The sequence below is a fragment of the Pseudomonas sp. PsB genome (genome assembly GCF_043658375.1).
Lineage (GTDB): Bacteria > Pseudomonadota > Gammaproteobacteria > Pseudomonadales > Pseudomonadaceae > Aquipseudomonas > Aquipseudomonas putida_Z.
Window position 1 is genome coordinate 25224 of the sequence record NZ_JBIGLU010000020.1, and the last position, 21324, is coordinate 46547.

The 21324-nt window shown below is 62.6% G+C and carries 22 protein-coding genes, 1 tRNA gene and 1 pseudogene; 14 read left to right on the forward strand and 10 right to left on the reverse strand.

Annotated features, from left to right (window positions below):
- The first annotated feature begins 3 nt into the window (after window positions 1-3).
- From bamC to ACGLHT_RS21205, 4 genes are all read left to right on the forward strand, one after another.
- Window positions 4-1125 carry an outer membrane protein assembly factor BamC gene (gene bamC, locus ACGLHT_RS21190; protein ID WP_004375223.1) on the forward strand — a complete coding sequence of 374 codons (1122 nt, stop codon included), beginning with the start codon at window positions 4-6 and terminating at the stop codon, window positions 1123-1125.
- Window positions 1126-1884, forward strand: a complete 759-nt coding sequence (locus ACGLHT_RS21195; RefSeq protein ID WP_012273748.1) for an MBL fold metallo-hydrolase — start codon at window positions 1126-1128, stop codon at window positions 1882-1884.
- Between the two features lie 30 nt (window positions 1885-1914).
- The gene (purC, locus tag ACGLHT_RS21200; protein ID WP_004375217.1) at window positions 1915-2625 is read left to right on the forward strand and encodes a phosphoribosylaminoimidazolesuccinocarboxamide synthase; all 711 of its coding nucleotides are present in this window, start codon (window positions 1915-1917) and stop codon (window positions 2623-2625) included.
- Window positions 2626-2716: 91 nt separating this feature from the next.
- Window positions 2717-2806, forward strand: a tRNA-Ser gene (locus ACGLHT_RS21205).
- A 97-nt stretch (window positions 2807-2903) separates the two neighbouring features.
- Here ACGLHT_RS21205 and ACGLHT_RS21210 read toward each other — a convergent pair.
- The 5 genes from ACGLHT_RS21210 to ACGLHT_RS21230 all read right to left on the reverse strand — a co-directional run bounded on the left by ACGLHT_RS21210 (window position 2904) and on the right by ACGLHT_RS21230 (window position 5226).
- Entirely contained in the window at window positions 2904-3254 is a 351-nt protein-coding gene (locus tag ACGLHT_RS21210) for an addiction module antidote protein (RefSeq protein ID WP_085590631.1), read from the reverse strand.
- Window positions 3251-3559 (reverse strand): type II toxin-antitoxin system RelE/ParE family toxin, encoded by a 309-nt coding sequence (locus ACGLHT_RS21215; protein ID WP_274120823.1) that lies wholly within the window; start codon window positions 3557-3559, stop codon window positions 3251-3253. The genes ACGLHT_RS21210 and ACGLHT_RS21215 overlap by 4 nt, the downstream gene beginning before the upstream one ends.
- Window positions 3560-3899: 340 nt before the next feature.
- Window positions 3900-4172 carry a DUF3077 domain-containing protein gene (locus tag ACGLHT_RS21220; protein WP_025340252.1) on the reverse strand — a complete coding sequence of 91 codons (273 nt, stop codon included), beginning with the start codon at window positions 4170-4172 and terminating at the stop codon, window positions 3900-3902.
- 136 nt (window positions 4173-4308) lie between these two features.
- Window positions 4309-4572 carry a hypothetical protein gene (locus ACGLHT_RS21225; protein WP_025340251.1) on the reverse strand — a complete coding sequence of 88 codons (264 nt, stop codon included), beginning with the start codon at window positions 4570-4572 and terminating at the stop codon, window positions 4309-4311.
- Window positions 4573-5082: 510 nt separating this feature from the next.
- Window positions 5083-5226: a hypothetical protein gene (locus ACGLHT_RS21230; RefSeq protein WP_170978869.1), complete on the reverse strand. Its 144-nt coding sequence runs from the start codon at window positions 5224-5226 to the stop codon at window positions 5083-5085.
- Window positions 5227-5700: 474 nt separating this feature from the next.
- Here ACGLHT_RS21230 and ACGLHT_RS21235 point away from each other — a divergent pair, with 474 nt between their 5' ends.
- Window positions 5701-6438, forward strand: a complete 738-nt coding sequence (locus tag ACGLHT_RS21235) for a DUF969 domain-containing protein (protein ID WP_025340250.1) — start codon at window positions 5701-5703, stop codon at window positions 6436-6438.
- A 4-nt stretch (window positions 6439-6442) separates the two neighbouring features.
- Window positions 6443-7393, forward strand: a complete 951-nt coding sequence (locus ACGLHT_RS21240; protein WP_137164651.1) for a DUF979 domain-containing protein — start codon at window positions 6443-6445, stop codon at window positions 7391-7393.
- Window positions 7394-7465: 72 nt separating this feature from the next.
- On the opposite strand, the gene ACGLHT_RS21245 is transcribed toward ACGLHT_RS21240, so the two are convergent.
- Window positions 7466-8407, reverse strand: a complete 942-nt coding sequence (locus ACGLHT_RS21245; protein WP_025340248.1) for a LysR family transcriptional regulator — start codon at window positions 8405-8407, stop codon at window positions 7466-7468.
- Window positions 8408-8703: 296 nt separating this feature from the next.
- On the opposite strand from ACGLHT_RS21245, the gene ACGLHT_RS21250 reads away from it, so the two are divergent.
- The 3 genes and pseudogenes from ACGLHT_RS21250 to ACGLHT_RS21260 all read left to right on the forward strand — a co-directional run bounded on the left by ACGLHT_RS21250 (window position 8704) and on the right by ACGLHT_RS21260 (window position 11911).
- The gene (locus ACGLHT_RS21250) at window positions 8704-9945 is read left to right on the forward strand and encodes an OprD family porin (RefSeq protein ID WP_137164650.1); all 1242 of its coding nucleotides are present in this window, start codon (window positions 8704-8706) and stop codon (window positions 9943-9945) included.
- Window positions 9946-10036: 91 nt separating this feature from the next.
- Window positions 10037-11053: pseudogene (locus tag ACGLHT_RS21255) on the forward strand (cache domain-containing protein); the annotation flags it as partial.
- Between the two features lie 93 nt (window positions 11054-11146).
- Window positions 11147-11911 carry a methyl-accepting chemotaxis protein gene (locus tag ACGLHT_RS21260; protein ID WP_394520252.1) on the forward strand — a complete coding sequence of 255 codons (765 nt, stop codon included), beginning with the start codon at window positions 11147-11149 and terminating at the stop codon, window positions 11909-11911.
- A 127-nt stretch (window positions 11912-12038) separates the two neighbouring features.
- Here ACGLHT_RS21260 and ACGLHT_RS21265 read toward each other — a convergent pair whose 3' ends face one another.
- A complete protein-coding gene (locus ACGLHT_RS21265; protein WP_025340245.1) occupies window positions 12039-12656 on the reverse strand; it encodes a LysE family transporter in 618 nt (205 codons plus the stop codon).
- 257 nt (window positions 12657-12913) lie between these two features.
- On the opposite strand from ACGLHT_RS21265, the gene ACGLHT_RS21270 reads away from it, so the two are divergent.
- From ACGLHT_RS21270 to ACGLHT_RS21285, 4 genes are all read left to right on the forward strand, one after another.
- Window positions 12914-13105, forward strand: a complete 192-nt coding sequence (locus ACGLHT_RS21270; protein WP_003254720.1) for a YhfL family protein — start codon at window positions 12914-12916, stop codon at window positions 13103-13105.
- A gap of 329 nt (window positions 13106-13434) precedes the next feature.
- Complete coding sequence (gene mqo / locus ACGLHT_RS21275; protein ID WP_075046052.1) at window positions 13435-15072, forward strand: malate dehydrogenase (quinone); 1638 nt, start codon at window positions 13435-13437, stop codon at window positions 15070-15072.
- 260 nt (window positions 15073-15332) lie between these two features.
- Complete coding sequence (locus ACGLHT_RS21280) at window positions 15333-15977, forward strand: hypothetical protein (protein WP_137164647.1); 645 nt, start codon at window positions 15333-15335, stop codon at window positions 15975-15977.
- Window positions 15977-16618 carry a metalloregulator ArsR/SmtB family transcription factor gene (locus ACGLHT_RS21285; protein WP_025340242.1) on the forward strand — a complete coding sequence of 214 codons (642 nt, stop codon included), beginning with the start codon at window positions 15977-15979 and terminating at the stop codon, window positions 16616-16618. The genes ACGLHT_RS21280 and ACGLHT_RS21285 overlap by 1 nt, the downstream gene beginning before the upstream one ends.
- A gap of 148 nt (window positions 16619-16766) precedes the next feature.
- On the opposite strand, the gene ACGLHT_RS21290 is transcribed toward ACGLHT_RS21285, so the two are convergent.
- Window positions 16767-17102, reverse strand: a complete 336-nt coding sequence (locus tag ACGLHT_RS21290) for a helix-turn-helix transcriptional regulator (protein ID WP_025340241.1) — start codon at window positions 17100-17102, stop codon at window positions 16767-16769.
- A 50-nt stretch (window positions 17103-17152) separates the two neighbouring features.
- Between ACGLHT_RS21290 and xenA the strand changes: the two genes are divergently transcribed.
- Window positions 17153-18244, forward strand: a complete 1092-nt coding sequence (xenA, locus tag ACGLHT_RS21295; RefSeq protein WP_137164646.1) for a xenobiotic reductase XenA — start codon at window positions 17153-17155, stop codon at window positions 18242-18244.
- 118 nt (window positions 18245-18362) lie between these two features.
- On the opposite strand, the gene ACGLHT_RS21300 is transcribed toward xenA, so the two are convergent.
- Window positions 18363-19610: an FAD-binding oxidoreductase gene (locus ACGLHT_RS21300; protein ID WP_085692564.1), complete on the reverse strand. Its 1248-nt coding sequence runs from the start codon at window positions 19608-19610 to the stop codon at window positions 18363-18365.
- 2 nt (window positions 19611-19612) lie between these two features.
- The gene (locus ACGLHT_RS21305) at window positions 19613-21190 is read right to left on the reverse strand and encodes an aldehyde dehydrogenase (NADP(+)) (protein ID WP_274120822.1); all 1578 of its coding nucleotides are present in this window, start codon (window positions 21188-21190) and stop codon (window positions 19613-19615) included.
- Window positions 21191-21324: the final 134 nt, after the last annotated feature.

Sequence of the window (21324 nt, forward strand, 5' to 3'; positions counted from 1 at the left end):
CGCATGAAGCGACTGGCTGGTCTTTCCGCCCTTGCCCTGATCATCTCCAGCACCAGTGGGTGTGGCTGGCTGTGGGGCGAGGATGGCTATTTCCGCGACCGCGGCAGCGATTACCTGCAGGCGCGCCCGACTGCGCCGATGCAGCTGCCGCCGGACGCCAGCAACGTCAAGCGCCTTGACCCGCTGCTGCCGATCCCGCGCAACGTCGCCGACGACAGCGCCACCGGCGAGTTCGAGGTGCCGCGCCCGCAACCGATGACCGGTGGCGCCGCCCAGGTTACCGACTACAGCCTGCAGCGCAGCGGCAGCAGCCGTTGGGTGCTGGCCCAGCATTCGCCGGCCGAGGTATGGCCGGTGGCTCGCCAGTTCTTCGAGGACAACGGTTTCCGCATCGCCGAAGAGCGCCCGCAGACCGGTGAATTCAACACCACCTGGCAGCGTTTCGACGAACTGTCGGCTTCGCTCGGCCAGCGCCTGGCCAGCACTGCCAGCAGCGCTGACAGCGAAGTGCGCGTGCGTGTACGCATGGAGCCTGGCGTGCAGCGCAACACCTCCGAGGTGTATGTGGTCAGCGTCGAGCGCCCGGCCGGCAGCACAGCCGAGCCCGATTTCCCGTCCACCTCCAGCAACACCGGTGCCGATGCCCTGCTGGTCGACGAAATGCTTGCCAGCATGAACCGCAGCGCCGAGAAGGGCGGTTCGGTATCGCTGCTGGCCGCGCGCGATTTCGACGCGCCAAGCCGCGTCAGCCTGAGCGAAGACGGCAGCGGCAACCCGGTGCTGTACCTGGGCGCCGACCTGGACCGCGCCTGGTCCAGCGTGGGCCGTGCCCTGGAGCAGGGTGGCGAGTGGCGTGTCGAGGACATCAACCGCAGCCTGGGCCTGTACTACATCAACCTGTCTGAAAAGCCTGAAGACAAGCAGAACCAGCCTGGCTTCTTCGGCCGCATGTTCGGCAGCGAGCCTACCAAGGAAGAGCGTGAAGCCCGTGCCGAGCGCTACCAGGTTCGCCTGAGCAAGGTGGGTGAGAGCGTGCAGGTCACGGTCGAGAAGAACATCAACACCGTGGCCCCGGCCGATGTCGCCCGCCGCGTGCTGAGCGCCATTCAGGACCACCTGGGCTAAGTGCGCTTCGCGGTACTCGGAAGCGGCAGCCAGGGAAACGGCACGCTGATCGCCAGTGGTGACACGTTCATCCTGGTCGATTGCGGGTTTTCCCTGCGCGAGACCGAGCGGCGCCTGGCGCTGCTCGGCGTGTCGGCGGCCCAGCTCAGTGCGGTACTGGTCACCCACGAACATGCGGACCACGTGCATGGAGTCGGCTTGCTGTCACGGCGCTACAATGTACCGGTCTACCTCAGCCAGGGGACCTTGCGCGGCATGCGCAAGCCGGTGGAGGTGGCCGGTTTTCTCGCTTGTGGCGAAAGCCTGCGTATCGGCAGCCTGGAAGTGACCGCGGCGCGGGTCGAGCACGACGCCTACGAGCCGCTGCAGTACGTGGTCAGCGACGGCCAGCGGCGCTTCGGCATGCTGACCGACCTGGGCTCGTACGACGCGCTGCTGCTGGAGCGTTACCAGGGCCTGGATGCACTGCTGATCGAGGCCAACCACTGCCGCGACCTGCTGGCACGCGGTCACTACCCGGCCTTCCTGAAGCAGCGGGTGGGTGGCATGCAAGGGCATTTGAACAATCACCAGGCCGCGCGCCTGGTGCACGAGTTGGGCTGGAGCAACCTGCAACACCTGGTGCTGGCCCACCTCAGCAGCAAGAACAACCTGCCACACTTGGCTCGCCAGTGCTTCGTCGACACCCTTGGGTGCGACCCGGACTGGCTCCAGGTGGCGAATCAGGAACACGGGCTCGACTGGCGCGAAATCGCCTAGCCCAACACCTCAAGCAAGCGGAGCCCAATCATGGAAAAACGCGACGAACTCTACCGCGGCAAGGCCAAATCGGTTTACAAGACCGACGACGCCGACCGCTTGATCCTGCTGTTCCGTAACGACACTTCGGCGTTCGACGGCAAGCGTATCGAACAACTCGACCGCAAAGGCATGGTGAACAACAAGTTCAACGCCTTCATCATGCAGAAACTGGAAGAAGCCGGCGTGCCGACCCAGTTCGACAAGCTGCTGGGCGACAACGAGTGCCTGGTGAAGAAGCTGGACATGATCCCGGTCGAGTGCGTGGTGCGCAACTACGCCGCCGGCAGCCTGGTCAAGCGCCTGGGCGTGGAGGAGGGCATCAAGCTGGAGCCGTCCACCTTCGAGCTGTTCCTGAAGAACGACGAGAAGGGCGACCCCTTCATCAACGAATCCCACGTTGTCGCGTTCGGCTGGGGCACCGCCGAGCAGCTGGCCGAAATGAAAAAGCTGTCGCTGAAGGTAAACGAAGTGCTGAGCAAGCTGTTCGATGACGCCGGCCTGCTGCTGGTCGACTTCAAGCTGGAGTTCGGCGTATTCCACGGCCAGATCGTGCTGGGCGACGAGTTCAGCCCGGACGGCTGCCGCCTGTGGGACAAAGAGACCCGCAAGAAAATGGACAAGGACCGCTTCCGCCAGGGCCTGGGCGACGTGATCGAAGCCTACGAAGAAGTTGCCAAGCGCCTGGGCGTGCCGTTGTAAGCGGTACGTTCACGCAAGCGCCTGATACCACGCGATTTTTTTAAAAAAAAGGTTTGCGTTTTAAAAGAACGCTGGTATGATGCGCGGCATTGGAGAGATGCCGGAGTGGTCGAACGGGACGGATTCGAAATCCGTTGTACTGGCAACAGTACCTAGGGTTCAAATCCCTATCTCTCCGCCATACAAGATGAAGCCCCTGGGAGCGAAAGTTTCCAGGGGCTTTTTCGTTGTGTGGCGCGAAGTTGTTTGTAGCGAACATCCCAATTGCGCGGGCGAGCCTATGAAGACGCGGGGAGCTTCTTGAGCGGCCTGACGGTGAGTTCTACGCCCAAGGCAAGCATCAGCTTCTGAATTGTAGAAAATCGGGTTTTATCGCCGCCCTTCAAAGTTTTGTAGAGAGACTCGCGATTGACGCCAGCGTCTTGCGCAAACTGGTTCACGCCCTTGGCTTTTGCCACTTCACCCAGGGCATGCATCAGGATTTGAGCATCGTTAGCCTTCATAGCCTCTGCCAGAAATGCTGCGATGGTTTCTGGGCTGTCGAGAAACCGGGATGCCTCGAATCGTTTGGTATTGCTCAAGTCCAGATCAAGGATTGGCATGTCTTCAGGGGTGGACTTGTCGCTCATCGTTTTTTACCTCGTACTGCATCAAGGATTTCCTTGGCTCGTTTGATGGCTCTGTGTTGATCCGTTTTATCGCTGCCATAGAGCATCAGGTAGCGGGTTGGGCCCGTTCGTACGAAGTAGATTCGATATCCGGGGCCGACAAACACGCGCATCTCACTGGCACCATCGCCAACCGATTCGGTATCACCGAAGCTGCCATTTTCGGCTCTGGCAATCCTTGAGGTGACAGCACCTCTGCCGATTGGGTCTTTTACGCCATCCAGCCAATCTTCAAATTCAGACGTTGTGTCGATCTGATTCGGCATGCATTAAATGTAGCCTAGTGGCTACTCCTTGTCGATGAATGAGTGACCGAGTGGTCCTGCGGAAACGAGGTGGAGGCCATTACGCAATGGTTGGTTGCGCCTAGCCCGACGATCGCCTTCCTGCGTTGGTCTGAATGGCGATGAAGAGACGAGGCTAAGGTGCGGGCTGTGCACTGGCAACGAATACAGCGGGTTTGCTGTTTGTTTGGGAAATGGACTACATCGCGATGGAAGAGATCGTATTACCGCATGGGGCCGGAGCGTATTTGGGTGTGATCGCGACGAGATGCGATGAATGAAGCCCCTGGGTGTTTTGCGTTTCCAAGGGCTTCTTTATTTCTTATTTTTTCATCATCCCCAATTCAGCATCATCCAGCAGCGCCTTGGCCATCGCACTCAGGTAATGCGAGGCCCAGATCAGCTTCTGGTCGCCATCCATCAAACCGGTGATGATCAGGTCGCGGACGTAGCCCATCAGTTCGGATGCCTGTTCGCGGGCGTCCTGGCAGGGGATGCCGGGTTCGATGCGGAACAGCGGGTGGGTGTTGTTTTCGCCTTGGTAGAAGCAGGTCTTGCCGACTGTGGTGGGTTGCTTTGTGTCGTCGGTGGGCATTGTTTTTCTCCCTGGAATCTTGGGTGTCTGTGCCGGCCTCTTCGCGGGCGCGCCCGCTCCCACAGGTACGGCGCAGTACTTGAGGGCAATGATTACCCTTGTGGGAGCGGGCGTGCCCGCGAAGAGGCCAGGCCTGCTAGTGCAAAGTTCGTGGCTCAGCCGGTAAATGGGCCTGCATCTGCAATTGCATCAATGCCGACTCGACCAGGCCCTGTACCGCCTCCATTTCATGGATCACGGCCTGCATCACGATCGAACTCGGGGCCGTGGGTTTGAGTTGCACGGATTGGCGGGCCACGAACAGGGCGCAGAGTACGTACTCTGAGGACTGGACCAGGGTGTCTTGCAGAGCCTGGGTGGAATCGAGGGAGTGGGGTGGATCGGGGACCATCTTGCGCATAGTTAGCTCCAGAGTCAGTCGAGCTGCTACGGACTTGCTGTCAAACAAGAGGGTGGCAGCGGTACGCGGGTTGACAGACCGAGGACTCCGGAGACTCGGCGCACACGAGGTGCCCCACGTACTGCCGCCATAACGGGTGTACGTGCACGGAGAAGTTGTCGGCCTGTCAAAGCCGGTCGTTGAGTTGACAACGACAAGCCGAGACTAGAGCGCGACCCAATCCGTCGCAACAGTTTGAGCGGGTTGGCAGTATGTTTGGGAAATGGCCTACAGGGAAGGGGATAATTCTGAGTTTCAGCTGTAGGACCGGGGGCCGCTTTGCGGCCCATCGCGACACAAGGCCGCTCCTACAGGGGATTGCGCACAGGTCCAGCCTGGTGCGATCGGTTGTAGGAGCGGCCTTGCGTCGCGAAAGGGGCGCAAAGCGCCCCTCGGCGCATCGCTGCCAACCACTCGAACATAGTGTTGCGAGGACGCCAAGGTAGTGATATCAGCAGGGGGGTAAGTTCTTCAAGGCCGCTGCTGAAGTTTGGTGGCCTTGCTCTTCATTTGAGGCTTTCCTGGCTTGATGGTGCGGTGCTCGAACAAACTGATAAGTGTCCCTGTAATGGCAATCAATGCCAGTATGAATAATGCGATATCTGGGCTTTCCATAGGCTCTGTCCTGCAAGATGGCTTTTAAAGCAGAGGGCAAGCGGACTTTCTTGGGGCAAGGTATTGCCACTCGAAATTACCGACTTTCCAAGTCATGAGAGCCTATCGGCTTTGCTGATCAAGTTGTTGTTGATTTTCTGTCGGGTGGCGTAAAGGCTGAATAAAATCTATTTGAAAGCCGTTCGAAAATACCGCTGATCACCCAACCCCCGGGGTTCCATATCGCGGGTGAACACTTTTATTTGTTGGACGACCTGGGCGTGTCTTTCGTTAAGTACGCCAACCGGCCAAGCGTGATCCTGAACGGTTGGACGGTTGCCCTGTACAGCACCCCGTGCCGACATGGGCGTCGAGTCAGTAGAACAACAACAAGCGCCTTTCGGCGTCCACCTAAACAAGAAAGGGAAGCTTCTACGCTTCCCACCCGCCGCGCGGCCACTCTGCCTTGGTCGACTCGGCGCACGGGAGTTCCCTATGCAAACTGCAGTCAGTCTCTGGCCGCTGCTTGGCGTCCTTGTGATCGTCATCGGCTTCATCCTGCGTTTCAACCCGATGCTGGTAGTCGTACTTTCCGCCGTGGTGACCGGCCTTGCCGCTGCCATGCCGGTGGAGACGATCCTGGCCTCCATCGGTAATGGCTTCATCAAGACCCGCATGCTTCCCTTGATCATCCTCCTGCCTCTGGCAGTCATTGGCATGCTCGAGCGGCATGGCTTGCGCGAACACGCGCAGAACTGGATCTCGCGTATCCAGACCGCTACCGCCGGGCGCCTGCTGGTGCTCTATTTGTTTGTCCGGGAAATGACCGCGGCGGTGGGGCTCACCAGCCTGGGCGGGCATGCTCAGATGGTGCGCCCATTACTGGCGCCGATGGCCGAGGGTGCGGTGGAGAACCGCTACGGCAAGCTGCCTGACGACCTGCGCCACAAGCTCCACGCCTTCTGCGCTTCGACCGATAACGTAGGGTTGTTCTTCGGCGAGGACATCTTCGTCGCCTTTGGTGCCATCGCCCTGATGCATACCTTCCTGATCGGCAACGGCATCGATGTGGAGCCGATTCATATTGCGCTCTGGGGTATCCCCACGGCGATCTGCGCCTTCCTCATCCATGCCGCGCGTATACACCGATTCAATACCCGCCTGGAGCGCCGGCTACAGTCGCAATCCCCCGCACAGATGCAACCGCAGTCGCTGGCCGCGATCCAGGAGTGATGCCATGATCCTTTCGATTCAATACCTGTACTGGCTGGCGGGCGTCGTTCTGGCCATCACCGCGGCAATGACCTTTGCCGACAAGCAACATGGCAAGCGTTGGAGCACCGGCCTGTTCTGGAGCCTGTTTGCCCTGGCCTTCCTGGTGGGCGACCAGTTGCCGCCGGTGCTGGTGGGCGCAGGCGTTCTGCTCATGGCGCTGATCGCCGGATTCGGCGGCGTCGGCCTGGGGCGCTATGGCGAACTCGCCGCCGAGAAGCGCCAGGCCAGCGCGCGACGGCTGGGCAGCCGACTGTTTATCCCGGCACTGGCCATTCCGGTCGTCACCGTATTCGGCACCCTGGTCGGCAAGGACTTCTCGATCGCTGGTATGCCGTTGCTGGACCCGAAGAACATCACTTTCGTTTCACTGGGGATTGGTAGCCTGGTCGCCTTCTGCATGGCTTGCTGGATGGTCCGGGAAGGCCCCGTGCAGGGGCTGCGCGAGTCGCGACGCCTGACCGAGGCGCTGGGCTGGGCATTGGTATTGCCGCAACTGCTGGCCATGCTCGGCCTGCTGTTCAACGATGCTGGCGTCGGCAAAGCCGTTGCCCATGTTGCCACCGCCTATATCGACATGGACCTCAAGTTGGTCGCGGTACTGGTGTACGTGCTCGGCATGGCGCTGTTCACCGTGATCATGGGCAATGGTTTTGCGGCTTTCCCGGTGATGGCCGGTGGTGTCGGTGTGCCGGTGCTGATAGGCCACTTCAGCGGCAACCCGGCGGTAGTCGCGGCGATCGGCATGTTCTCCGGCTACTGTGGCACGCTGATGACGCCCATGGCCGCGAATTACAACATCATACCGGCGGCATTGCTGAACCTGCCTGACCGAAACGCGGTGATCAAGGCCCAGGTACCTACGGCCCTGATGGTGCTCGCCTGCAACGTGGTGCTGCTGTACGTGCTGATGTAGCGCATTGCCGCAGGTATGAAAACGAGCAAGCCCTGCACCAGCAGGGCTTGTTCGTTTTGGCACAGTGGCCTGCTACAGATTCGCTACCTCGCCCGTGTGGGCGAGTGTGACGCGATGCGGGCCCATTTGCTCGGCATATTGCTGGACGACTTCCTGGGCCAGGCGCACGACCTGCTCCACCAGCCCCAGCCCGACCCCGCTGCGCCAGGTGGCGATGATTTCCATCGCCGCCGGCTTGGGTACATTTTCCAGCACCGTCATCCTGCCCTGCTCCAGCTCCTCGGCGACCAGCGAAGCGGGCAGGGCGCCGATGCCGAAGCCGTCGCGAATCAGCCGTGTCATGGCCGCTACCGAGTTCACGCAGTTGATGCGTGGGTTGGCGATGTTGCTGGTGTGCAACAGGTTGAGGATGTCCTGATGCGGCCGCGAGTTCTTCGAGAAGGTCACCACACGCTCCCGGGTGAGTTCTTCCAGTGAGTTGTAGGTACGGTGGTAGAGCGAGTTGGTGGAGACGATCCACTCCACCGGATAATGGGCCAGCGCCTGGTTGCGCAGGGTATCGCCGCGCACTACGTCCGTCTGGAACACCAGGTCCAGATAACCCTTGTGCAGTTGTTCGTTGAGATTGCGCGCGGTGTCGGCAGTCAGCTCGATCTCCACGCCCGGATAGCGCTCCATCAGCTGCGTCACGAGCAGGCTCAGCCAGGTGTGGATCACCGAGTCCATCGCGCCCAGCCGTACCAGCCCCTTCACGTTGCCGGCATTGCTGATCGACCGCTTCAGTGCCTGCAGCGTATCCATCATGTGCTCGGCGTATTCGAGTACCCGCTGCCCTTCGGGTGTCAGGGTGACGCCTTTGGAATCCCTCAGGAACAGGCGTGCGCCCAGCTCGTCTTCGAGCGCGGCGATGCGGCTGGAGATCGAGGCCTGAGTGCTGAACAGCTTCTCGGCGGTGAGACGGAAACTCTTCAGTCGGGCGACCCAGACGAAGGTTTCTAGAAAACGCATGTTCACGGGAAATAGCCCTCCGGCGCCTGGCCGCTGTGTCGCATCCAGAGAAAAACGTTTTGGCGTGGGGATCAAGTGGTGCGCCAGCCTCACGCATCTGGCGAGTGCGGGGACAACGAAAAATTTTTATGGCATGCGGCCGGATTTTCTCATTGGACGGCAAAAGGCTACCTCCAAATAATCGCCCGGCGGCCGGGAAACCAGCAAGCGAAAAACAATCACAAGAACAGTATCCGGAATGCGCCCAGCCAGGCAGGCAAACGCCCCTTGCCGCGCGTCCTGGAGCCAGGAGACCACACCGCATGACTCCCTTGAAGCGCCTCGCCGGCATATTGATCACAGGCAGTGCCTTGCCGGGCCTCGCCCACGCTGACTTCTTCGCCGACAGTAAGGCCAGCCTGGATTTGCGCAATTTCTACTTCAACCGTGACTTCCGTAATGGGCCGCCAACCAGCCAGCGCGACAAGGCTGAGGAGTGGGCGCAAGGGTTCATGTTCCGCTTCGAGTCGGGTTACACCCCGGGCACCATCGGTGTCGGTCTCGACGCGCTGGGCATGCTCGGAGTGAAGCTTGACGGGGGCGATGGTACCGGCGGTACGGGGTTGCTCCCGGCTGATCTCGGTTCGGCCCATGGGCGTGGTTCGCAGGATGAGTACTCCAAGCTCGGCCTGACCGCCAAGGCCAGGGTTGGCAAGTCGGTTGCGCGTATCGGCACGCTGGCGTTCCGCAGCCCGGTGGTGTCGAACAACGACACGCGGTTGCTGCCCGGTACCTTCCGCGGGGCAATGGTTACCTCGCAGGATGTCGACAACCTGACCCTGCAGGGCGGCAAGATCGACCGGATCAAGTTCAACAGCTCATCCGACTTCGTCGAGATGTCCGCCAACCGCATCGGTGGTACCAGCGATTCGTTCGTGTTTGCCGGCGGCGACTACCGGCTGACCCAGCAACTCACCACCAGCCTGCACTACGGCAACCTCGAAGACATCTACAAGCAATACTACGGCGGCTTGCAGTACCTGCTGCCGCTGGCCGACAAGCGTTCGCTCAAGCTCGACCTGCGCTATGCCCGCAGTACCGAGGACGGCAACTTCCGTGACCTGGACAACAAGGCGCTGGGCGCCATGGTGACCTACGCCGTGGCTGGTCACGCCTTTGGCGCTGCCTACCAGCGCATGGACGGCGACGACCCCTTCCCGTACATCGCCAACAGCGACCCGTACCTGGTCAACTTCGTGCAGATCAACGATTTCGGCAACACCCAGGAGCGCTCCTGGCAGCTGCGCTACGACTACGATTTCGCTTCCCTCGGTATTCCGGGGCTGACCTTCATGACCCGCTATATCTCCGGCGACAACGTACTGGTCGGCAGCAGCAACTCGGGCAAGGAATGGGAGCGCAACATGGACATTGGCTACGTCATCCAGAGCGGCCCGTTGCGCAACGTCGGCATCAAGTGGCGCAACGCCACGGTGCGTTCGAATTTCGGCAACGACCTGGATGAGAACCGCCTGATCCTCAGCTACAGCCTGGCCCTCTGGTAGCGCGGGCTCTGCCCGGCCGTTCCGACCGGGATCGCCATTATCTGCCACATCGCGTTTTCTCATGAGGAGTCGATACGCCATGACCCTGCCGATGAAGTTCAGCCAGAAGATCCTGCTGGCTGCCTCTGCGGTGATCATCCTCGTTTTCGTCGTGTTCGCCGGCTACAACGATTACCGCCAGCGCAACGAGATCCGCTACGAGGTCGAACACAGCCTGCGCAACATTGGCGAGGTACTGGCGCTGAACATCCAGAGCTGGTTGTCGGGGCGGCTGCTGCTTACGCAGGGGATGGCCCAGGCGATAGCGGTGGACGACTCGCGGGAGCGCGTGCTGGCCCTGCTCAAGTCGCCGGCGCTGACTGACACTTTCGTGGCGAGCTACGTCGGGCGGGAGAGCGGCGAGTTCGCCATCTATCCGCCGCGGACCATGCCCGATGGCTACGATGCCCGACAGCGCTCCTGGTATCAGGACGCGCTGAAGAGCGGTCCGGCTCTTACCACACCCTATATAGGTGCCGGTACAGATTACCTGGTGATCACCCAGGCGGCGCCGATCCGCGCCGGCGACCGGACGCTGGGTGTGCTGGGCGTAAACCTGAACCTGGACAGGATGGCGCAGATGATCAACGCGCAGAACTTCGATGGCGTGGGCTATGCCTTCCTGGTCAGCGCCGACGGCAAGATCCTTGTCCACCCGGACAAGCAATGGGTAGGCAAAAGTCTCGCCGAGCTATTTTCGGCAGGTTCGCCATCCCTCGACGGCGGTTTTAGCGAAGTGACGGAGAATGGCTCCTTCCGTCTGGTCGGTTTTGTGCCAGTACAGGGGCTGCCCTCGGTGAAGTGGTATGTCGGGCTCTCGCTGGACAAGAGCAAGGCCTATGCCGCGTTGACCGACTTCCGAGTTTCCGCGGTCGTTGCCACGCTGGTTGCCGTGCTCATCACCCTGTTGCTGCTGGGCATGTGGATTCGCCTGCTGATGAGGCCGCTGCGTGCCATGGACTGTGCGATGCAGGATATCGCCGATGGCGAGGGTGACCTGACCCGGCGTCTTGCCGTCCGCAGCAACGACGAGTTCGGTCGGCTGGCTGGCGCCTTCAACCGTTTCGTCGAGCGGATACATACCTCGATCTGCGAGGTAGCCACTACCACCTCCAGCCTCGGCGAGGTCGCCCGGCAAGTACTGGAGGCCTCCAACTCTTCGTTGACCAAGTCCGACGGCCAGGCGGCCCGTACCAACAGCGTTGCCACTGCCATCGAGGAGCTGGGGGCCGCGGCCCAGGAAATCGCCCACAACGCCGCGGATGCCTCGTCCAGGGCTTCGGACGCCCGGGTGCAGTCGGATAAGGCGCGCCTGGTGGTCGCGCGTACCATTGCCGCGATGAACGACCTGTCGGCGAGCATCGAGGGTTCGCGCGGGCATATCGAAGCGCTCAATGGCAAGACCGCCAACATCGGGCAGATCCTCGACGTCATCAAGGGCATTTCCGAACAGACCAACCTGCTGGCACTCAACGCCGCCATCGAGGCGGCGAGGGCCGGGGAGGCCGGACGAGGGTTCGCTGTGGTTGCCGATGAGGTGCGCAACCTGGCGCATCGTACCCAGACCTCCGCGCAGGAAATCCACCGAATGATCGAGGAGCTGCAGGTCGGTTCCCGCACCGCGGTCGACACCATGGCCGAAAGCCGGCAACGCAGTATCGAGAGCGTGCAGATCGCCAACCAGGCGGGTGAGCGGCTGCTGGCCGTGACCGGGCGGATCGGTGAAATCGATGGCATGAATCAGTCGGTCGCCGCCGCCACAGAAGAGCAGACCTCGGTGGTGGATATGGTCAACCGTGAGGTTACCGAAATCACCATGCTCAACCAGGAGGGTGTAGAGAACCTGCAGGCCACCCTGCGAGCCTGTGCCGACCTCGAGGCTCAGGCACAGCGTCTGCGCGAACTGGTGGGCAGCTTCCGTATCTGATTGCCTGGGCCGGCCTCTTCGCGGGCATGCCCGCTCCCACAGGTTCAGCGCAGTACCAGGAGGGTAGCTCATGGCCCTGTAGGAGCGGCCTTGCGTCGCGAAAGGGGGGCACCGCGCCCCAGGGCCTTCAGCGCATTGCCGCCAGCTTGATACCAAACCCCACCAGGCAAGCCCCCGCCAACCGCTCGAACATATTGGCAATCCGTGGATTGGCGCGCATGCGCTCGGCCAACTGGTGCGTCAGCACCACGGCAATCAACCCGTACAGGAAGGTCACCACCGCCACTGTCGCCGCGAGGAAGCCGAAGGTCACCAGCCCCTGGTGCTTCACCGGGTCGACGAACAGCGGGAAGAACGCCATGTAGAACATGATCGCCTTGGGGTTGAGCAGGGTGATCATCATGGTCTGGCGCAGGTACTGGCCGTTGTCCATGCGGCTGGCCCGTGGCGCGCCACCGGGTTTGCTCAGCAGCATGCGCAGGCCCAGGTAGGCCAGGTACGCAGCACCGGCCCACTGCACCACGTGGAAGGCGGCAGGGTAGGCCGCCAGCAGGGTGGCAACGCCAGCCACCGCCAGCCACAGCAGCACCTGGTCACCCAGGATCACCCCGCAGGTCGCGGCCATGCCGGCCTTGATCCCGCCCTTGCCGGTGGCGGTGATCAGGGCGAAGTTGCCCGGGCCGGGGATGGCCAGGACGATGATGAAGGCGATGACGAACGCGCCGTAGTCGGTGACGCCGAGCATGGGGAACTCCTGTTGGTGGTGCGTAGGCAGAGCTCAAGACTATCGTCGCCACCGGCCTGCTTTTCAACCGTCTACCAGGAAATTGGAAACAAGCTCTGAATTTTCAGAAGTGCGAGAAATTTCCTACAAGGGCAACTTGTTGTTGCACACGTGCAACCAGCCAGTGCACTTTGCGGCTTGGATCCAATGCCTGGGTTCTGTATCATCCCGCCGCCATCAGAATGATGGCCGAAGATGATTCATTTAAAGGACTTAGTATGAAAAAGCTGTTCAAGGCTACCGTAGCCGTTGCTGTCGTTTCGGGTGTTGCCCTGCTGTCGGGTTGCACTGGCCAGGTTTACAACCAGCCGAAAAACTGCACCTACGACTACCTGTTCCACCCTTCGGTTTCCATCTCCAAGATCATCGGTGGCTGCGGCCCGATCGATAAACTGCCTCAGCAGCAGTAATCTTGGCGGTACCCTGATCGCGACGCTTGCGGCGTGATCCAAGGCCCCCGGTCATTTTACGTGATTGGGGGTTTTTGTTTTTCCGCGTGACAATCTGCCACTGAGGCAACCCGTCGCCTTGACGCTCCGGGTGGCAATTTGTTTGTGCTGGCATTTAAGCTACAATCGGAAAAACGATTCAGCCCTGTCGGTCAATTCGACAAAAGGCCGAGTCGTTTTCTGGTTCTCTGGCTGCTGAACAATGATCAACAACAAGCCTGCGCTGCAGAACATGCTTTACTTGGGCCAGCCACAGGCCCACCCCCTGTTCTCCTGACTGGAATCGATCAATGTTCAAGAAAGCTGGCAAGACCTTGCTGGGTCTGGCTGTCGCTGCAAGCGTCATGCAAGCGCACGCCGCAGAAACCAAGAAAGTAGATGTGCTGCTGGTCGGCGGCGGCATCATGAGCTCGACCCTGGCCGTGTGGCTGCACGAGCTGGAGCCAAGCTGGTCGATGGAAATGGTCGAGCGCCTGGATGGCGTGGCCGAAGAAAGCTCCAACGGCTGGAATAACGCCGGTACCGGCCACTCCGCGCTGGCCGAGCTGAACTACACCCCGGAAGACAAGGACGGCAACGTCAATATCACCAAGGCCATCGAAATCAACGAGGCCTTCCAGATCTCCCGCCAGTTCTGGTCGTGGCAGGTCCGCCAGGGCGTGCTGAAGAACCCGCACTCGTTCATCAACACCACGCCGCACATGAGCTTCGTGTGGGGCGATGACAACATCAAGTTCCTGAAGAAGCGTTACGACGCGCTGCAGGCCAGCCCGCTGTTCCGACCGATGCAGTACTCCGAGGACCACGCGCAGATCGCCAAGTGGGTCCCGCTGATGATGGAAGGCCGCGACCCTAACCAGAAGCTGGCCGTGACCTGGACGCCAATCGGCACCGACGTCAACTTCGGCGAGATCACCCGCCAGTTCGTCGGCCACCTGAAAACCCAGGAAAACTTCGACCTGAAGCTGTCCAGCGAAGTGCAGGACATCACCCGCAACAAGGACGGCTCGTGGCATGTCGAGTACAAGAACCTGAAGGACGGTAGCGAATCGGCCACCGATGCCAAGTTCCTGTTCATCGGTGCCGGCGGCGGCGCGCTGAAGCTGCTGCAGAAGTCGGGCATTCCTGAAGCCAAGGAATACGCAGGCTTCCCGGTGGGCGGCTCGTTCCTGGTGACCGAGAACCCGACCGTGGCCATGCAGCACATGGCAAAGGCCTACGGCATCGCCTCGACCGGTGCGCCACCCATGTCGGTTCCGCACCTGGACACCCGCGTGCTGGATGGCAAGCGCGTGATCCTGTTCGGCCCATTCGCCACCTTCTCGACCAAGTTCCTGAAGAACGGCTCGTACCTGGACCTGCTGAGCAGCACCACCACCCACAACGTGTGGCCGATGACCAAGGTCGGCATCGATCAGTACCCGCTGGTGGAATACCTCGCTGGCCAGCTGATGCTGTCTGACGACGACCGCTTCGAAGCCCTGCGCACCTACTTCCCGAACGCCAAGAAGGAAGACTGGCGCCTGTGGCAGGCCGGTCAGCGCGTGCAGATCATCAAGCGTGATGCCGAGAAGGGCGGCGTGCTGAAGCTGGGCACCGAGGTGGTCGCTTCCGAAGACCGCACCATCGCCGGCCTGCTGGGTGCATCGCCAGGTGCATCGACTGCGGCACCGATCATGCTGAACGTGCTGGAAACCGTGTTCAAGGAGAAGGTCGCTACCCCTGAGTGGCAGGCCAAGATCAAGCAGATCGTGCCGAGCTACGGCACCAAGCTGAACGACTCGGCGGCGGCCACCCAGAAAGAGTGGAACTACACCGCTGAAGTGCTGCAGCTCGAGAAGCCACCGGTGATCGATGAGAGCGTCGGTACCACGGTTGCACCGAGCCAGCCGGTCGAAAGCAAGCCTGAGAATGACATGGCGCTGTAAGCGGCCATTGTTGTGACAGAAGCCACGGGGGAGACCTCGTGGCTTTTTTGTTGCCGGTTCCGGCCCTTTCGCGGGCTCGCCCGCTCCCACAGGGACCGCGCTGGCCACAGGCTTGGCGCTATCCCTGTGGGAGCGGGTTTACCCGCGAAGAGGCCAGTTCAGGAAACCACTGATCGGAAACCCAGCTCAACCTCAATAAAAACATATTTTTATGCTTAAATTAATCTTGTCAGTCGATCCCCCTCCAGGAGGGTGCCGTCATGAACATCAAGATTGCCGCCTTACTGCTGCTCGCCCTGTGCGCCCAGCCGGCATGGAGCCAAAGCTACTCCTACTCAAGCGAAACCCCCGCCGCCAAACCCGCCGAATCTGCTGCAATGACCACGCGCATGGCCCTGCGCGACCTTTGGGTCGAGCACATCTTCTGGGTGCGCAACTATGCTGTCGCCAACCAGGCCGGCAACGCCAACGAGGCTGAAGTCGCTGCCAAGGAAGTGGTTACCGACGCTACCAGGATCGCCAACAGCATTGCCCCGCTGTACGGCCAGCCCGCCGCCGATCAGTTGCTGAAACTGCTGGCCGGCCACTGGGGCGCCATCAAGCACTACAGCGACGCCACCGTGGCCAAGGACAAAAAAGGCCAGCAAGCCGCGGTCAATGAGCTGACCAGCAATGCCAAGGGCATCGCTGCGTTCCTGGCCAAGGCCAACCCGAACCTGCCCGAACCGACCCTGCTGACGCTGCTCAGCGCCCACGGCGGGCACCACGTGGCCCAGATCGACCAGCTGGCGGCCGCTGACTACGTGGGCGAGGCGCGCACCTGGGCGATGATGCGCGAGCATATTCTGACCCTGTCCGACGCCCTGGCTGCGGCGTTGGTCAAACAGTTCCCGGACAAATTCTGATGCTCGAAGGCTTGGGCCGTACCCAACAGGACCTGCTCCATGCGTTGCTGCTCCAGCCGGCCGGCATGAGCATCGACGACCTGGCGCAGGCCCTGGCCATCACCCGCACGGCGGTGCGCCAGCACCTGGCGGCTCTGGAGCGCGACGGCCTGGTCAAGCGTGGCGCTACCCGGCCCACCGGGCGCCGCCCGGAGCAGCTGCACGAGCTGACCGAACAGGCCCGCGAACTGTTCCCGCGGCAGTATCCGTTGCTGGCCAACCTGCTGATTGCGGAAGTGGCCGGCTTGCTGGGGCAGGAGGCGTTGCTGGCGCTGATGCGCCAGCTGGGGCGCAAGCTGGCGGCGGACCTGGAGCATCAAGTGGTGGATGAAGCACGCATCGTCGAGCACATGAACAATGCCGGGTACGAGGCGCAGGTGTTCTTCCGCTCGGGGGGCGAGCCGCAGATCGTTGCGCACAATTGCGTATTCCATCACCTGGCCAAGGCGCACCCGGTGGTGTGCGAGCTGGACCTGGCGCTGATCGGGGCCTTGGGTGGGGCCGAGGTCAGCCATGAGGAGTGCATGCTCAGGGGAGGGCAGGTGTGCCGGTTTGCCCTGGGCAAAAATAACCCTGCTGTCCATTCCAAACCTGCAGGCTGATGCGGTCAGTGTAGGAGCGGCCTCGTGTCGCGAAAGGGCCGCAAAGCGGCCCCGGCAATTTGAGCGGCGAAGCTGAAAATCTGGGGGCGCTACGCGCCCCTTTCGCGACACAAGGCCGCTCCTACAAGGACCGTGTCAGCCTGGCAGATCAAACTTGGCGCAGAATGCAGTCCAGCAACCCGGGAAACCGCTCCCCCAGCATCTCGCTACGCAACGAATTCATATGGGTAGTCCCCACATTGCGGGTATGCACCAACCCCGCATCACGCAGCACGCGAAAATGGTGGGACATGCTCGACTTCGGCCGGCCGCCGTCCAGCTCGCCGCAGCTGGCTTCGGCCACGCCCGCCAGGTGGCGCACGATACCCAGGCGCACCGGGTCGCTCAGGGCATAGAGCAGGCGTTCCAGGGTAAGGTCTTCAGAGTTGGGATGTTGATAGGCTCGCATGGTCGTCATGATAACGGGGCTATCATTAATTGCCATAGTTCGATTATGATCGAACTATCGTAATCAGACAGCCCGGGAGCTTGCTCATGTCCGCCTTGTTCGAACCCTATACCCTCAAGGACGTCACCCTGCGCAACCGCATTGCCATTCCGCCGATGTGCCAGTACATGGCCGAGGACGGCATGATCAACGACTGGCACCACGTGCACCTGGCCGGCCTGGCCCGTGGCGGTGCTGGCCTGTTGGTGGTCGAGGCCACTGCCGTGGCACCGGAAGGGCGCATCACCCCCGGTTGCGCCGGTATCTGGAGCGATGCCCACGCCCAGGCTTTCGTGCCGGTGGTGCAGGCAATTAAGGCCGCCGGTTCCGTGCCGGGTATCCAGATTGCCCACGCCGGGCGCAAGGCCAGCGCCAACCGCCCGTGGGAAGGTGACGACCACATTGCCGCCGACGACGCCCGCGGCTGGGAAACCATCGCCCCGTCCGCCATCGCCTTCGGCGCGCACCTGCCACAAGTGCCGCGCGAGATGACCCTGGACGACATCGCCCGGGTCAAGCAGGACTTCGTCAATGCCGCCCGCCGTGCGCGCGATGCCGGTTTCGAGTGGATCGAGCTGCACTTTGCCCATGGCTACCTGGGCCAGAGCTTCTTCTCCGAACACTCCAACAAGCGTACCGACGCCTACGGTGGCAGCTTCGACAACCGCAGCCGCTTCTTGCTGGAAACCCTGGCAGCGGTGCGTGAGGTATGGCCAGAGAACCTGCCACTGACCGCGCGCTTTGGTGTGTTGGAATACGACGGCCGCGATGAGCAGACCCTGGAAGAGTCGATCGAACTGGCGCGCCGTTTCAAGGCTGGCGGCCTCGACCTGCTGAGCGTGAGTGTCGGCTTCACCATTCCCGACACCAAGATCCCGTGGGGCCCGGCGTTCATGGGGCCGATTGCCGAGCGCGTGCGTCGTGAGGCGAAGCTGCCGGTGACCTCGGCGTGGGGGTTTGGTACGCCGCAACTGGCGGAAGCTGCGCTGCAGGCCAACCAGCTGGACCTGGTATCGGTAGGGCGTGCGCACCTGGCAGACCCGCACTGGGCTTACTTTGCGGCCAAGGAGTTGGGCGTGGAGAAAGCCTCCTGGACCTTGCCGGCGCCGTATGCGCACTGGCTCGAGCGTTATCGCTGAGTGATGCCGGGGGCTGCTGCGCAGCCCTTTCGCGACACAAGGCCGCTCCTACAAGCGTACGCGGTCCCCTGTAGGAGCGGCCTTGTGTCGCGAAAGGGCCGCACAGCGGCCCCCGAATCTAGAACCGATCCAACCGGTAAGCCGCCATATCAGCCCCACTCTCCCTGTCAGCCAACCGCCCCACCCATTCCGCCGTCACCGCCGCCTGGGTCAACCCCAGGTGCTGATGCCCGAACGCCAACAGCACCCGCCCATCACACACCCGGTCGATCACCGGCAATGAATCTGGCAACGAAGGCCGGAAGCCCATCCACGGCGTCGCTCCCTCAACACTCAGGTCCCTCCGGAACAACCCCTTGCTCAAGCGGTGCAACTGCCACGCCCGCTGCATGCTCGGCGGCGCGTCCAGCCCGGCGAATTCCACCGTGCCGGCCAGGCGCAAGCCCTCGGCCATGGGCGTCATGATGAACTTGCGCTCCAACGATGTGACTGCAAACGGCAAACGCTGATGCTCGCCAGGCAACATCAGGTGGTAGCCGCGCTCGGTGTCCAGCGGCACCTGCTTGCCGGTCAGCGCGCCGGTCAACCGCGCAGAATGCGCGCCACAACTGATCAGCACCTGGCGGGCATCGAGCGTGCCCTGGTCGCTGGCCAGGCTGACCCCGCCGCTGTGCAGCCGCCCGCCATCGACCTGCGCCTGTACAAAGCGCACGCCACTGGCCTTGGCCGCTTCGAACAGTTCGCACACCACCCGGTAGGGGTCGATGAAGTGCCCGGTACGTGGGAAGAACAGCCCACCCTGCAACGACGGGCTCAGTTGCGGCGCCGCCTCGCGCACGGTGTCGGCCGACCAGAAGTCCACCGGCACCGCCTGCTGTTGCATGCGTGCGCGCAAGGCCTCCAGGGCCTGGCGCGACTCCGGCCGCTCGAACACCAGCAACGAGCCATCTTCCTGGAACAGCTCGCTACGCCCGATCGAACCCAGCAGCCGCTGCCAGGCACCCAGGCTGCCTTCGTTCAACGTGCGGATGCCGGCCACGCTGCGCTGAAACGGGCCCGGGCGCAGGTTGAGCAGCAGGCGGGTGAACCACGGCATGGCCTTGGGCAGGTACTTCCAGTCCAGGCGCAGCGGGCCCATCGGGTCCAGCAGCATGCGCGGCAGGCGTTTGAGAATCGACAGGTCGGCAATCGGGAATACCTGCTCGGTGGCCAGGTGCCCGGCGTTGCCGTAGGACGCGCCCTGGCCGGGTGCCTGGCGGTCGACCAGGGTTACCCGGCGGCCTTGGCGGGCCAGTTGCAGGGCACAGGCGACGCCGACAATGCCGGCGCCGACCACGGCGATATCGGTTTCAGCGGTTTCGACCATGCTCAGCCTTCCCGTTTACCGTCGAGCAGGCGCCGCAGTTGCAGCGGGTTGCCGTGTTTCAGCGCCTGCGGCAGCAGGGCATCGGGGAAGTCCTGGTAGCACACCGGGCGCAGGAAGCGCAGGATCGCCGCCGTGCCCACCGAAGTGGTACGGGCATCGGAGGTGGCCGGTAACGGCCCGCCGTGGACCATCGCGTCGCATACCTCTACACCGGTCGGCCAGCCATTGACCAGGATGCGGCCAGCCTTGCGCTCAAGGGTCGGCAGCAGGGCGCGGGCGCTGTCGATGTCGGCATCGTCCAGTTGCAGGGTAGCGGTCAGTTGGCCTTCCAGATGCTCGGCCACCTGGCGGACTTGCTCAGCGTTGGCGCAGGCCACCACCAGCGACGCCGCGCCGAAGACTTCGGCCTGCAACGCCGGGTCGGCGAGGAACGCTTCGGCCTGGGTCACGAACAGCTGCGCCTGGCACTGGTTGGGGCCTTGCCCGGCCTGGCCACTGGCGGCGGCCTGGGCATTGGCGTTTGCGGCCAGGGCGCCGACACCGGCCTGGTAGGCACTGAAGATGCCCGGGGTGAGCATGGTCTGCGCCGCAGCCTGGCGCACGTGTTCGCTGGCGGCGTCGATGAAACGCTGCAACGCCGGCCCCTGGCGGGCAATCACCAGGCCGGGGTTGGTGCAGAACTGGCCGGCACCCTGGGTCAGCGAGGCGACGAAGCCTTGTGCCAGTGCCTCGGCGCGGGTCTGCAGGGCGGTGTCGAACAGGAACACCGGGTTGATCGAGCTCATTTCGGCGTACACCGGGATCGGCTCCGGGCGGGCCTGGGCCGCCTGGCACAGCGCCATGCCACCGCTGCGCGAGCCGGTAAAGCCAACGGCCTTGATGCGCGGGTCGCTGACCAGCGCAATGCCCACTTCACGACCAGAGCCGTACAACAGCGAAAACACACCGGCCGGCAAGCCGCACTGCTTCACGGCCTTTGCCACTGCCTGGCCGACCAGCTCGCTGGTGCCCGGGTGGGCGCCGTGGGCCTTGACCACCACCGGGCAACCGGCGGCCAGGGCCGAGGCGGTGTCGCCACCGGCCACCGAGAAGGCCAATGGGAAGTTGCTGGCGCCGAATACCGCCACCGGCCCCAGGGCCACCTGGCGCTGGCGCAGGTCGGCACGCGGCAGGGGCTGGCGCTCAGGCAGGGCGTTGTCGACCCGCACGTCCAGCCATTCGCCGGCCCGCACCACACGGGCGAAGGTGCGCAGCTGGGTGCAGGTGCGGCCACGTTCGCCCTGGATGCGCGCCTTGGGCAGGCCGCTTTCGGCCACGGCGCGATCGATCAGGGCATCGCCCAGCGCTTCGATCTGCGTGGCGATGGTTTCGAGGAATTGTGCCCGTTGCTCGAGCGAGGTTTCGCGGTAGGCATCGAACGCCGCCCAGGCCAGGGCGCAGGCCTGGGCCACGTGTTCGCCGGTGCCGCCGAGGTAGGCCGGTTCCAGCGCCTGGCCGGTGGCCGGGTCGATGGCACGGATGGCGTCGCGGCTGCCGGTTACCGGCGTCTGGCCGATCAGCAGGTTGCCTGTGAGGGTCATGGAGCCTCCTTTGGAAATTACATGCAGTTGCAAGGGTGTACTGCTTACCCTGTGGGAGCGGGCACTTTCTGAGCCTCGCACCAAACCTGTGGGAGCGGGCGAGCCCGCGAACACCGGCAAAGCCGGTGCCAGGC

What these genes read in the sequence shown, in the direction of transcription:
- bamC (WP_004375223.1), top strand. Translation starts at nt 4, where the DNA reads ATGAAGCGACTGGCTGGTCTTTCCGCCCTTGCCCTGATCATCTCCAGC.
- purC (WP_004375217.1), top strand. Translation starts at nt 1,915, where the DNA reads ATGGAAAAACGCGACGAACTCTACCGCGGCAAGGCCAAATCGGTTTAC.
- ACGLHT_RS21210 (WP_085590631.1), bottom strand. Translation starts at nt 3,254, where the DNA reads ATGAGCGACAAGTCCACCCCTGAAGACATGCCAATCCTTGATCTGGAC.
- ACGLHT_RS21215 (WP_274120823.1), bottom strand. Translation starts at nt 3,559, where the DNA reads ATGCCGAATCAGATCGACACAACGTCTGAATTTGAAGATTGGCTGGAT.
- ACGLHT_RS21220 (WP_025340252.1), bottom strand. Translation starts at nt 4,172, where the DNA reads ATGCCCACCGACGACACAAAGCAACCCACCACAGTCGGCAAGACCTGC.
- ACGLHT_RS21225 (WP_025340251.1), bottom strand. Translation starts at nt 4,572, where the DNA reads ATGCGCAAGATGGTCCCCGATCCACCCCACTCCCTCGATTCCACCCAG.
- ACGLHT_RS21230 (WP_170978869.1), bottom strand. Translation starts at nt 5,226, where the DNA reads ATGGAAAGCCCAGATATCGCATTATTCATACTGGCATTGATTGCCATT.
- ACGLHT_RS21235 (WP_025340250.1), top strand. Translation starts at nt 5,701, where the DNA reads ATGCAAACTGCAGTCAGTCTCTGGCCGCTGCTTGGCGTCCTTGTGATC.
- ACGLHT_RS21240 (WP_137164651.1), top strand. Translation starts at nt 6,443, where the DNA reads ATGATCCTTTCGATTCAATACCTGTACTGGCTGGCGGGCGTCGTTCTG.
- ACGLHT_RS21250 (WP_137164650.1), top strand. Translation starts at nt 8,704, where the DNA reads ATGACTCCCTTGAAGCGCCTCGCCGGCATATTGATCACAGGCAGTGCC.
- ACGLHT_RS21265 (WP_025340245.1), bottom strand. Translation starts at nt 12,656, where the DNA reads ATGCTCGGCGTCACCGACTACGGCGCGTTCGTCATCGCCTTCATCATC.
- ACGLHT_RS21270 (WP_003254720.1), top strand. Translation starts at nt 12,914, where the DNA reads ATGAAAAAGCTGTTCAAGGCTACCGTAGCCGTTGCTGTCGTTTCGGGT.
- mqo (WP_075046052.1), top strand. Translation starts at nt 13,435, where the DNA reads ATGTTCAAGAAAGCTGGCAAGACCTTGCTGGGTCTGGCTGTCGCTGCA.
- ACGLHT_RS21280 (WP_137164647.1), top strand. Translation starts at nt 15,333, where the DNA reads ATGAACATCAAGATTGCCGCCTTACTGCTGCTCGCCCTGTGCGCCCAG.
- ACGLHT_RS21285 (WP_025340242.1), top strand. Translation starts at nt 15,977, where the DNA reads ATGCTCGAAGGCTTGGGCCGTACCCAACAGGACCTGCTCCATGCGTTG.
- ACGLHT_RS21290 (WP_025340241.1), bottom strand. Translation starts at nt 17,102, where the DNA reads ATGGCAATTAATGATAGCCCCGTTATCATGACGACCATGCGAGCCTAT.
- xenA (WP_137164646.1), top strand. Translation starts at nt 17,153, where the DNA reads ATGTCCGCCTTGTTCGAACCCTATACCCTCAAGGACGTCACCCTGCGC.
- ACGLHT_RS21300 (WP_085692564.1), bottom strand. Translation starts at nt 19,610, where the DNA reads ATGGTCGAAACCGCTGAAACCGATATCGCCGTGGTCGGCGCCGGCATT.
- ACGLHT_RS21305 (WP_274120822.1), bottom strand. Translation starts at nt 21,190, where the DNA reads ATGACCCTCACAGGCAACCTGCTGATCGGCCAGACGCCGGTAACCGGC.